At 64.3% G+C, this 10,351-nt stretch carries 12 protein-coding genes; 3 read left to right on the top strand and 9 right to left on the bottom strand.

Annotation, left to right across the window (positions count from 1 at the left end; translation table 11 throughout):
* Together Q0Y42_RS08980 and trxA are read left to right on the top strand one after the other, a co-directional pair.
* Nucleotides 1-245, top strand: a 245-nt coding sequence (locus tag Q0Y42_RS08980) for a PD-(D/E)XK nuclease family protein (RefSeq protein WP_297802650.1), incomplete at its 5' end; no start/stop codon positions are given.
* 74 nt (nt 246-319) lie between these two features.
* The gene (trxA, locus tag Q0Y42_RS08975) at nt 320-646 is read left to right on the top strand and encodes a thioredoxin (RefSeq protein WP_297802648.1); all 327 of its coding nucleotides are present in this window, start codon (nt 320-322) and stop codon (nt 644-646) included.
* Nucleotides 647-709: 63 nt separating this feature from the next.
* Here trxA and Q0Y42_RS08970 read toward each other — a convergent pair whose 3' ends face one another.
* The 9 genes from Q0Y42_RS08970 to Q0Y42_RS08930 form a co-directional block, all read right to left on the bottom strand.
* Nucleotides 710-1,996 (bottom strand): folylpolyglutamate synthase/dihydrofolate synthase family protein, encoded by a 1,287-nt coding sequence (locus Q0Y42_RS08970; protein ID WP_297802645.1) that lies wholly within the window; start codon nt 1,994-1,996, stop codon nt 710-712.
* Between the two features lie 31 nt (nt 1,997-2,027).
* Nucleotides 2,028-2,921, bottom strand: a complete 894-nt coding sequence (locus tag Q0Y42_RS08965; protein WP_297802643.1) for an acetyl-CoA carboxylase carboxyltransferase subunit beta — start codon at nt 2,919-2,921, stop codon at nt 2,028-2,030.
* A gap of 9 nt (nt 2,922-2,930) precedes the next feature.
* Nucleotides 2,931-3,773 carry a tryptophan synthase subunit alpha gene (gene trpA / locus Q0Y42_RS08960; protein ID WP_297802641.1) on the bottom strand — a complete coding sequence of 281 codons (843 nt, stop codon included), beginning with the start codon at nt 3,771-3,773 and terminating at the stop codon, nt 2,931-2,933.
* A complete protein-coding gene (locus Q0Y42_RS08955) occupies nt 3,770-4,186 on the bottom strand; it encodes a hypothetical protein (RefSeq protein WP_297802639.1) in 417 nt (138 codons plus the stop codon). Before Q0Y42_RS08955 ends, trpA begins: the two co-directional genes overlap by 4 nt.
* A 2-nt stretch (nt 4,187-4,188) precedes the next feature.
* On the bottom strand, nt 4,189-5,406 hold the full coding sequence (gene trpB / locus Q0Y42_RS08950; RefSeq protein ID WP_297802637.1) for a tryptophan synthase subunit beta: 1,218 nt from the start codon (nt 5,404-5,406) through the stop codon (nt 4,189-4,191).
* A gap of 32 nt (nt 5,407-5,438) precedes the next feature.
* Nucleotides 5,439-6,077 carry a phosphoribosylanthranilate isomerase gene (locus tag Q0Y42_RS08945; RefSeq protein ID WP_297802635.1) on the bottom strand — a complete coding sequence of 213 codons (639 nt, stop codon included), beginning with the start codon at nt 6,075-6,077 and terminating at the stop codon, nt 5,439-5,441.
* Between the two features lie 61 nt (nt 6,078-6,138).
* The gene (locus Q0Y42_RS08940; protein ID WP_297802633.1) at nt 6,139-6,639 is read right to left on the bottom strand and encodes a hypothetical protein; all 501 of its coding nucleotides are present in this window, start codon (nt 6,637-6,639) and stop codon (nt 6,139-6,141) included.
* Nucleotides 6,640-6,708: 69 nt separating this feature from the next.
* The gene (locus Q0Y42_RS08935) at nt 6,709-7,449 is read right to left on the bottom strand and encodes a pseudouridine synthase (RefSeq protein WP_297802652.1); all 741 of its coding nucleotides are present in this window, start codon (nt 7,447-7,449) and stop codon (nt 6,709-6,711) included.
* 2 nt (nt 7,450-7,451) lie between these two features.
* A complete protein-coding gene (locus Q0Y42_RS08930) occupies nt 7,452-8,351 on the bottom strand; it encodes a class I SAM-dependent methyltransferase (protein ID WP_297802629.1) in 900 nt (299 codons plus the stop codon).
* A 121-nt stretch (nt 8,352-8,472) separates the two neighbouring features.
* Here Q0Y42_RS08930 and recQ point away from each other — a divergent pair, with 121 nt between their 5' ends.
* Nucleotides 8,473-10,338, top strand: a complete 1,866-nt coding sequence (recQ, locus tag Q0Y42_RS08925) for a DNA helicase RecQ (protein WP_297802626.1) — start codon at nt 8,473-8,475, stop codon at nt 10,336-10,338.
* Nucleotides 10,339-10,351: the final 13 nt, after the last annotated feature.

Here is a 10,351-nt window from a genome sequence, read left to right as displayed (position 1 = left end):
GTCTGGTCATCACTCCCGACCGGGTGCTGGTGGTCGATTACAAGACCAATCGTCCGGCTCCGGATCGTCTGGAGGATGTCGACCCGGCCTATCTGACCCAGCTTGCGGTCTATGCCGCCGTCCTGCGCCAGCTCTATCCCGAGCGCACGGTCGAGGCGGCCCTGGTGTGGACCGACGGGCCGAAGCTGATGCCGGTCGATAGCGCGATCTTGATGCAGGCGCTGAACCGAACGCCCATTGATTAACGCGGCCTTCTGCCCCAAATCATGACCGACAGGCGCGAGCGAGCCTTGCGCCGACACTGATAGAAAGAGACACCATGGCCACTCTCAAGGTCACCGACGAGTCGTTCGAAACCGAAGTCCTGCAAGCTTCCAAGCCTGTGCTGCTGGACTTCTGGGCCGAATGGTGCGGCCCGTGCAAGCAGATCGGCCCGTCGCTGGAAGCCCTGTCGGACGAAATCGGTGACAAGGTCACCATCGCCAAGCTGAACATCGACGACAGCCCGATGACCCCGTCGAAGCTGGGCGTGAAGGGCATTCCGACCCTGATGCTGTTCCAGGACGGCCAAATGACCGCCATGAAGGTCGGTCCGATGCCCAAGGGCAAGATCGTCGAATGGCTGGCCGAATCTGGCGTCGGCTGATCTGCGGATCAACGGATATAGAAAAGGGCGGCTCCCGACGGAGCCGCCCTTTTTCATGAGCCCTTATCGCGGCCACGTCTCTGGAGAAGCGCCCAGAACCTCGCCTGCCAGATAGAGGCTGCCGCAGATCAATATGCGTCCGGCTCCCAGCGCCAAGGCGCGGTCCATGGCTTCATCCACCGAGGCGGCTGTCGTCGCGCCAAAGCCGCGTCCTTGAGCGACGGCGGCCAAGGCATGCGGCTCTGTGGCATTGCCCTCGAACGGCACGGCGATGACGTGGGCGTCCAGTCCTTTGAGCGCCTCGAAGAAGCCGCCCGCATCCTTGTTGTTCAGCATGCCGACGATAAGCGTCAGCGGTCGCGGAGCCTTGGCGTGGCGGTCGGCCAGAACGCGGGCGAGCGCGCGCGCCGCATGGGGGTTATGCCCGCCATCCAGCCAAAGTTCGGCATCGGCAACCTTGGCCTTTTCGGCATAGCGCCCTGCGGTCAGACGCTGCATGCGCGCAGGCCAGAAGACGGACTTCAGACCCTTGGCGATCGCCTCTTCGGGCAGGTCCAGTTCCAGAGCCGCCGCTACCGCCACGCCCGCATTGTCAAACTGGTGCGCGCCGGACAGGGCAGGCGCGGGCAGATCAAGGAAGCGAGTCTGGTCCTGATAGGCCAGAGCGCCACGTTCGCACCATGCATCGAAATCGACACCCATGACCGTCAGCGGCGAGCCGACCGCCTGCGCGCGGCGCTCGATCTCGGCCATGGCGGGTTCGGACTGGCGGCCCACCACACAGCGGGCTCCAGCCTTGATGATCCCCGCCTTTTCGCGGGCGATACCGGCGAGGTCGGTGCCGAGAAACTCCGCGTGGTCCAGATCGACGGGGGTTATGACACTGAGCAGCGGACGCTCGATGACATTGGTGGCGTCCAGCACACCGCCTAGCCCGACCTCTATAATGGCCAGATCAGCAGGCGTTTCGGCCATGGCAAGGAAGCCCGCCGCGGTGGTACTTTCAAACACCGTCGCCTCTCCGCCCGTTGCTGCCATGGCCTCCTCGACGCGGTCGAGGATGGCGTTCAGTTGGTTATCGGAAATCAGCTCTCCGGCCAGCCGGATGCGCTCGTTGAAGCGGACCAGATGGGGCGAGGTATAGGTATGGACCTTGAGGCCCGCGGCCTCGGCGATCGACCGGATCAGCGAAACGGTCGATCCCTTGCCGTTGGTGCCCGCCACATGGATGACGGGCGGCAGGCGGTCCTGCGGATTGCCCAGCGCGGCGCACAGGGCCTGCATACGGCCAAGGGACAGGTCGATGCGCTGGGGGTGCCGCGCCTTCAGACGCTCTGAAATCGGGTCCAAGACGCGACGTTTCCCTTTAGAGGTTTCGGCCTCAGGCGGCCTTTTTGCGCTTGCCGTCCATCAGGATGGACAGGATGCGGCCAAGGGTCTGCGGCAGGTCGTGACGGGTCACCACCTTGTCCACCATACCCTTGTCCTTGAGGTATTCGGCGCGCTGGAAGCCCGGCGGCAGTTTTTCGCGGATGGTGGTTTCGATCACGCGCGGACCGGCAAAGCCGATCAGGGCACCCGGCTCGGCCAGATGCACATCGCCCAGCATGGCGTAGGAAGCAGTCACGCCACCCGTGGTCGGGTCGGTCAGAACCACGACATAGGGCAGTTGCGCCGACTTCAGGTCCTGAATGGCCAGGGTGGTGCGGGCCATCTGCATCAGCGACAGGGCACCTTCCTGCATACGGGCACCACCGGCGGCGGTGAAGCAGACCAGCGGCACACCGCGCTTCACAGCTTCCTGAGCGGCGGTGATGAAGGCCTCACCGGCAGCCATGCCCAGCGAGCCACCCATGAAGGTGAAATCCTGAACGATGACCACGGCGTCGGTGCCGGCGATCTTGCCATAGCCGATAGCCATGGTGTCGGGACGGCCCGCAGCCTTGCGGGCGGCGGCCAGACGTTCCTTGTACGGCTTGCCGTCCGAGAAGTTCAGCGGGTCTTCCGGCACGGCGGGCGTGTCGATGGCCTCGAACTTGCCGTCGTCGAAGGTGGCCTTCAGACGGGTCGGCGCGTTGATACGCATGTGACGGCCCGACGGCGTGACCCAAAGCGCGGCTTCGAGGTCCGAGCGATAGATCATCTCGCCCGTGTCGGGGTCTTTCACCCAAAGATTGTCCGGCGTGTCCGTGGTTTTGACGACCTTGCGGACACCGGGGGAAAGGCGCGACAGCCAGCCGCCGCGGGCCTTGTTCTCGGAATTCTTATCGACCATGGGCGCTTCTTAAACGGTTTCCGCAACGGAAGCACTAGTGCGCGCACCACGAACTGCGGTGGAAAGTTCGCGAACCTTGTCCAGAACGCGGGTGACAGCCGACTGTCCGCCCTCGAGTGCAGCGGCAACTTCGTCCACCAGAACCGAGCCGACAACCACCGCATCGGCCACACGGGCGATCTCGGCGGCGCGCTCTGGCGTCTTGACGCCAAAGCCCACGGCGACGGGCAGACCCGAGGCCTTGCGTACGCGCTCGACAGCAGGAGCGACCGAGGCGGCCTGTGCTTCCTTCACGCCCGTCACACCCGCGACGGAGACGTAATAGACAAAGCCCGAAGTGCCCTGAACGATGGTGGCCAGACGCGCATCATCCGACGTCGGCGTGGCCAATCGGATCAGCGAGATCTGTTCGGCATCCATGGCCGCCGCCAGATCGCCAGCCTCTTCCGGCGGGCAGTCCACGGCGATCAGGCCATCTACACCCGCCTCGGCGGCTTCCTTGGCAAAACGCACATAGCCATAGGATTCGACGGGGTTCAGATAGCCCATCAGGATCAGCGGCGTGGTCGTATCGGTCTTGCGGAACTCGGCCACGAGGTCGAGCGTGCCGCGAAGCGTCATACCGGCCTTCAGACCGCGAAGCGCTGCGCGCTGGATCGGCGGGCCTTCGGCCATCGGGTCCGAAAAGGCCAGACCCAGTTCGATGATATCGGCACCGGCAGCCGGCAGGCCTTTGAGGATTTCCAGCGCCTCGTCACGCGACGGGTCGCCTGTCATCACATAGGGAATGAAACCCGCACGGCCTTGGGCCTTCAGTTCGGAAAAGCGGGCATCGATACGCGCAGTCGTCACGGATTGGTTCCTTCAGGGGCGGCGCAGACGTCGCCCGGAATGATGGCAAAGCCCAGATAGGCCGCTTCTTCGGCAGCCTGCGGCTTGGAGGTGTCAAAGAAGGCGACCATCTGCATCCCGTCACAGCCACCGCCTTCGCGGCGCTTGACCAGAATGACGCGGTTGTCGTCGCCATCGGCCGGAATCCAGCCCTTGGCCTTGAAGTCCTCGATATAGGCGTCGGCCACGCCGCCCAGCTGGTCCATGCGGGCCGTCACACAGAAGGCCGGAGCGGACAACAGACCACCGCAGTCGGGCGAGACGACAGCCGGAGCCTTCACCTCGATATCGGTCGGGGCGATGCTGACGGGGCCAGCGGCGGCGGGGGCGGCCTGCGCGGCCACGAGGGCCAGCGCCGAGACGAGTGCGATCATGGTTACAACTCCACTCCAAGGTGTTTGGCGACCGTGAAGATGTCCTTGTCGCCCCGACCGGACAGCACCACGACGATATCGCCCCCCTTACCCACTTCGCGGGCAATCTCGCCCGCACGCGCCAGGGCGTGCGACGGCTCCAGCGCCGGAATGATGCCTTCCAGCTTGGAGATCATCTGGAAGGCTTCCAGCGCCTCGTCATCCGTGGTCGAGCGGTATTCGCCACGACCGAGGTCGTTTAGCCACGCATGCTCCGGACCGATGCCCGGATAGTCGAGGCCTGCCGAGATGGAGTGACCCTCGAGGATCTGGCCGTCGGCATCCTGAAGCAGATAGGTACGGTTGCCGTGCAGCACGCCCGGACGCCCGCCCTTGAGCGAGGCGGCGTGGCCGTTGTCCACGTCCAGACCGTGGCCTGCGGCCTCAACGCCGATGAGGCGCACGCCCTCGTCATTGACGAACGGGTGCATGGCACCGATGGCGTTGGAGCCACCGCCGATGCAGGCGACGACAGCATTGGGCAGATGCCCCATCTGTTCCATCGACTGCTTCTTGATTTCCTTGCCGATCACCGACTGGAAGTCGCGCACCATCTCCGGATAGGGAGCCGGACCGGCTGCCGTGCCGATGATGTAATAGGTGTTGGCCACGTTCGTGACCCAGTCACGCATGGCCTCGTTCATCGCGTCCTTCAAGGTCGCGGCGCCCGCCGTCACGGCGTTCACCTCGGCCCCCAGAAGCTTCATGCGGAAGACGTTCGGCTGCTGACGCTCGACGTCCACCGCGCCCATATAGACCGTGCACGGCAGGTCAAAGCGCGCGCAGACGGTGGCCGAGGCCACGCCGTGCTGGCCCGCGCCCGTCTCGGCGATGATGCGCGTCTTGCCCATGCGGCGGGCCAGCAGGATCTGGCCCATGCAGTTGTTGATCTTGTGCGCGCCCGTGTGGTTCAGGTCCTCGCGCTTGAGCCACACCCGCGCCCCGCCGAAATGCTCGGTCAGGCGCTCCGCATGATACAGCGGGCTTTCGCGGCCGACGTAGTATTTCAGATAGCCGTCCAGCTCTTCCTGAAAGGTCGGGTCCGCCTTGGCCGCCTTATAGGCCGCGTCCAACTCGTGGATCAGCGGCATAAGGGTTTCGGGCACAAAGCGTCCGCCATAGGGGCCGAAGCGACCCTGTTCGTCGGGCCATGCGTAGGTGTTGGTCAGGGGTGCGTTCACGTCAGCAATCTACGGGAAGGAAAACGTCGAAATCAGGACCGGCGCGCGGCCTCTAGAAATTCATGGATCAGGGAGATGTCCTTAACACCCGGCGCGCTCTCAACGCCAGAGGAGACATCAACCATAGGAGCGCGGGTCACGCGCAAGGCTTCACCGATGTTGGCCACATCCAGCCCACCTGCGAGAAACCATTTTGCCGAAAATGACCGGTCCGCGATCAGCCGCCAGTCAAAGCTGTGCCCCACACCCCCCGGCAGATCGGCCCCTGCGGGCGGCTTGGCATCAAACAGCAGGATGTCGGCGGCATCACGCCATGCGGGCACGGCGTCAAAGTCGGCGGCCTCGCGGATCGGCAAGGCCTTGATGATGCCCGCCCCCGTCAGGGCACGCACTTCGGCGGCACGCTCGGGCGTCTCGGCACCATGAAGCTGGATGAAGTCGGGTTTCAGGTGTTCGGCAATGCGCGACAACAGGTCATCGTCAGGATTGACCACCACCGCGGCAATGGCGGTGCGCCCGCGTGCGATGTCGAATAAAGGGCCTGCAGCCTCGGGCTCTATGTGGCGCGGGCTTTTGGGAAAGATCACCGCCCCGACATAGGCAGCACCGCCATCCACAGCGGCCTTCAGGGTTTCGGGCGTCGTCAGCCCGCAGATCTTCACCTCGGTCATGGATAACGGGGTGCGCGACCCTGACCCTCAGGTCAAGGCCGCTTGCATCCGCAAAAGAGGTTTAGCTCTTCTTGGCCGCTGGCTTCTTGGCCGTAGCGGGCTTTTTCTCTGCTTTTTCGGCAGGCTTCTTGTCGGCGCTCTTGGCCGCAGCCTTCGCGGGGGCTTTGGGCTTGGCCTCCGACTTTGCGGCGGGCTTTTCTGCCGGTTTGGCCTCGGCCTTTGCGGTGGCCTTCGCCGGAGCCTTGGGTTTGGATGCGGGCTTGGAGGCCTCGCTCGGGCCGGTGCGCGTGGCCGCACGCTCGGCCAGCACGCTGTTCACGCGGTCAATCGCCTCGACCAGCAGTGATTTCTTCTCATGCGCGCCCGTATCGGGATTGGCCTTGCCGGAGCGGCGCGCGTCGCGCGCGCGTTGACGGATCATGCGCTGGACGCGCTCGCGTCGGCTGCGAAGCTGGTGGGCCAGTTCGGTCAGTTCGCGGTGCGTGAAGCTTTCAAGGGACTTTGTCTGATCGACTAGAAGCTGCTCGACCTGATCCAGTGCGCGCTTGGAAGATGAACTCATGACTGTCGTTCCTGTCGTTTCTCTTCGAAGAACAGCGTACGACAAGACAGGTCGTTCCGGCAGACCTATTCAGCCCCCTGCAAAAATGAGCGTCACTTCTTCCGCATTGAGCAGTTTCCATTCCCCTGGTGCGAGGTCATCAGGCAGAACCAACCCACCCAAGCGTTCGCGGTGCAAGGCTTCGACATGGTTGCCCGTGGCGGCAAACATGCGGCGCACCTGATGATAGCGACCTTCGGTCACGCTCAGCAGGGCCTCGGTTTCCGACACCACCTCCAGTTCGGCGGGGGCCAGCGGCTTGTCCTCGCCTTCCAGCATCAGCTCGCCGGACGCGAACAAGGCCCCCTCGGTGCCATTCAGCGGGCGGGCCAGCGTGGCGCGATAGGTCTTCTTCACATGGCGTTTGGGACTGATGACACGGTGCAGCAGGTCGCCGTCATCGGTCAGCAGCAGCAGGCCCGAGGTCTGTTTATCCAGACGCCCGATGGTCGAGATCGCCGGATCACGGCGCAGCCAGCGTTCCGGCAGCACGTCATAGACCAGCGCCCCGTCCTCCTTGTGCGAACAGGTCATGCCCAGCGGCTTGTTCAGCAGGATCACCAGACCCTGAACCGGATCCAGCGGCTCACCGTCGATCTCCATGCGTGACGGCAGATCGGGCGTGACGGGAATGCGTTTGGTCACATCCGTCAGGTCCTCGCCGTCCAGCATGATGCCGCCCGCCTTGGCCATCCGCGCCATTTCATTGCGCGAACCATAGCCCATGGAAGACAGAAGCTTGTCGACGCGAGATGTCGGCACTTTCGCCATGGTCACTTCACCGCTTCAAAGATTTTGAAGCCGTTTTGATCGGCGACCATGTTCACGCGCTTGAACACCTCATTGAGGTCGTTCTCGTACGGCAGGTGACGGTTGGCGACGATCCATGCCACCCCGCCCTTTTTCAGCAGTTCCGCCGACTTGCGGATGAATTTCTGGCCCAGACGTTTGTCCTCGATACCGCCATCGTGGAAAGGCGGGTTGGAGACAACAAAATCAAGGGTGCCTGCGGCATCCAGCAGACGCACATCGGCCCATTCAAAGCTGGCGCGGGGGTCGGTGATATTCTTCTTGGCAGCCTCGATGGCGCGGCGGTCCATATCGACCATCCGCAGATAGGTGACGGCTGGCGAGCGCAGCACCACCGTGGCCAAGGCCCCATAGCCACAGCCCAGATCGATGCCGTTGCCCTTCAGCGCCGGAAGCGCATCGGCCAGCAGGGCCGTGCCCGTATCGATACGGTCCCACGCGAAGATGCCCGGCTGGGACCATGCCTCCAGCCCCTGCACCATGCGCGGGGCACCGGCCTTGATCGCCTCGTCCAGACCCTCGACAGTTTCGGGGCGGGTGATGATGGCGCGGCGATGGTGGGCCTTTGCCGTCTCGGCGAACTCAAGGCCGAAAGCCTTCAACTCCTTGCCCAGACGCGAGCCGCCCTTGTCCTTGGGTGCCATGACATCCAGCTTGCCGCCGACCTTCAGCGCGCGGAGCGCCAGAGCCAGCACATAGCGGCGCTCGATCGCACCGGGCGGAGCATAGAGGGTGATGTCATCCGCCGACGCGGGCGCACAGTCTTCCAGCGCCATCGATCCGGGAATGAGCGGAGAGGTCTGCTGGGCCGACGAGGGCGGGTCGAATACGGCGGGCGGGCGGCCATAGATCAGGCTGTTCATGCGCTGCCCTATAATGGTTTCGCGCGTCATAGGCGACAGTCGGCGTTGGTCGCGATCACTTCTGCCTCTTCGCCTTTAGCGCAGGATGACAGGGCGCGCCGAATAGTGGCAGACAGCACCCATGTTCGATCCCGCCGCTTACGAAGACCCGTCGCCGACCCTGCATGATGCGCGCGTGCTTCTGGAGCGGGTATGGGGCCACAAGGATTTTCGTGGCCTTCAGGCGCAGGTGATCGAAGAGGTTCTGGGCGGTCGTAACACTCTGGCCGTGCTGCCGACCGGCGGCGGCAAGAGCGTCTGCTACCAGATCCCCGCCATCCTGCGCCCCGGTGTGGGTCTGGTCGTTTCGCCGCTGATTGCGCTGATGACCGATCAGGTCGAGGCCCTGAAACAGCAGGGGGTCAATGCCGCCCGCCTCGACAGCGGCCTGTCGCTGGACGAGCGAAACGCCGTCTGGCGCGAGGCCCGTTCGGGTGATCTGGACCTGCTTTACGTCTCGCCCGAAGGTCTGGCGACCGGATCGATGCTTGAGCGTCTGGCCGAACTGCCGATCAGTTTGATCGCCATCGACGAAGCCCACTGTGTGTCGCAGTGGGGTCATGACTTCCGACCCGACTATCGCAATCTGGGCCGTCTGGCAGAAATCTTCCCGCGTGTGCCGCGTGTCGCCGTGACCGCCACCGCCGATGCGCGAACCCGCGACGACATCGTCAAATCGCTCCGTCTGGAAGATGCCCGCGTCTTCGTGGACAGCTTTGCCCGCCCCAATCTGCAACTGTCGGCCGAGCGCAAGAGCAATGGCTCGCGGGCCAAGAACGACGAGCGCGTGGTCGAACTGGTCGCCGAGCGTCCGCGCCGTTCGGGCGTGGTCTATTGCGGCAGCCGCGACGGCTGTGACCGTCTGGCGCAACTCCTGCGCGATCGCGGCATCAACGCCATTTCCTATCACGCGGGCTTCGACAACAAGGAGCGCGACATCCGCCTTGACCGCTTCCTCAACGAGGAAGACGCGGTCATGGTCGCCACCATCGCCTTTGGCATGGGCGTCGACAAACCCGATGTGCGCTATGTGATCCACTGCGATCCACCCGGCAGTCTGGAAGCCTATTGGCAGGAGGTGGGCCGCGCGGGCCGCGATGGCGAACCCGCCGAGGGTATCACCCTGTTTGGTCCGTCCGACATCGCGTGGTCGCTGCGCCGCCTCGAAGGGCGTCCGATGGCCGAAGAGGTCAAACAGGTCCAGACCCGCAAGGTGCGCCAGCTGTTTGCCATGCTGGACGGTGCGACCTGCCGCCCGCAGGCCGTGCGCCGCTATTTCGGTGAAACCACCGCCGAGCCGTGCGGCTGCTGCGATATCTGCGGCGAGCCGCCGATGACCTTCGATGCGCTGGTCCCCGCACAAAAGGCACTGGCGGCTGTCCAGCGTCTGGGCGAGCGTTTCGGGCGCACCCGCGTGGTCGATCACCTGATCGGCAAGGCCAAGGACAATGCCGCGTGGGAGACGTCCCTTTCCACATTCGGCATCGGCAAGGACCTGACCATCCTCGGCTGGCGCGATGTGTTCGACCATCTGATGTTCGAGGGCCTGTTGGTGGAAGAGGCCACCGATGGCTATCCCATCCTGAAGCTGGGCGATCCCGAAGCCGTGCGTGCCGTCTATCGTGGCGAGCGCGAGGTCAGGGTCAAACAGCCGCCCGCCCGCACCCACATCGAAAAGCCGCGCAAGAATGTGGGCCGCAACCTGCCGATGGAAAGCCTCGACAGCGATGTCCGCGCCCGCTTCGAAGCCCTGAGGGCGTGGCGCCGCGACCGTGCCAAGGAACAGGCGGTCCCGCCCTATGTCATCTTCACCGACAAGACGCTGGTGGAAATCGCCATCCAGTGTCCGCGTGACCAAACCGAACTGGGACGCATAAGCGGCGTCGGCGCAGGCAAGCTGGACCGCTATGGCAAGGCCGTGCTGGAGGCCCTCCTGAACGTTTCATAGGTTCAGGAGTTTG

This window comes from uncultured Brevundimonas sp. (genome assembly GCF_947305955.1).
Classification (GTDB): domain Bacteria; phylum Pseudomonadota; class Alphaproteobacteria; order Caulobacterales; family Caulobacteraceae; genus Brevundimonas.
The sequence above is the reverse complement of the archived record's forward strand: the minus strand, read 5'-3'. Positions and strand labels throughout refer to the sequence as shown.

Excerpts from the sequence above, each read along its gene's own strand:
- Q0Y42_RS08965 (WP_297802643.1), bottom strand. The coding sequence starts at position 2,921 with ATGGTCGATAAGAATTCCGAGAACAAGGCCCGCGGCGGCTGGCTGTCG.
- Q0Y42_RS08955 (WP_297802639.1), bottom strand. The coding sequence starts at position 4,186 with ATGATCGCACTCGTCTCGGCGCTGGCCCTCGTGGCCGCGCAGGCCGCC.
- recQ (WP_297802626.1), top strand. The coding sequence starts at position 8,473 with ATGTTCGATCCCGCCGCTTACGAAGACCCGTCGCCGACCCTGCATGAT.
- Q0Y42_RS08930 (WP_297802629.1), bottom strand. The coding sequence starts at position 8,351 with ATGAACAGCCTGATCTATGGCCGCCCGCCCGCCGTATTCGACCCGCCC.
- trxA (WP_297802648.1), top strand. The coding sequence starts at position 320 with ATGGCCACTCTCAAGGTCACCGACGAGTCGTTCGAAACCGAAGTCCTG.
- Q0Y42_RS08945 (WP_297802635.1), bottom strand. The coding sequence starts at position 6,077 with ATGACCGAGGTGAAGATCTGCGGGCTGACGACGCCCGAAACCCTGAAG.
- Q0Y42_RS08935 (WP_297802652.1), bottom strand. The coding sequence starts at position 7,449 with ATGGCGAAAGTGCCGACATCTCGCGTCGACAAGCTTCTGTCTTCCATG.
- Q0Y42_RS08940 (WP_297802633.1), bottom strand. The coding sequence starts at position 6,639 with ATGAGTTCATCTTCCAAGCGCGCACTGGATCAGGTCGAGCAGCTTCTA.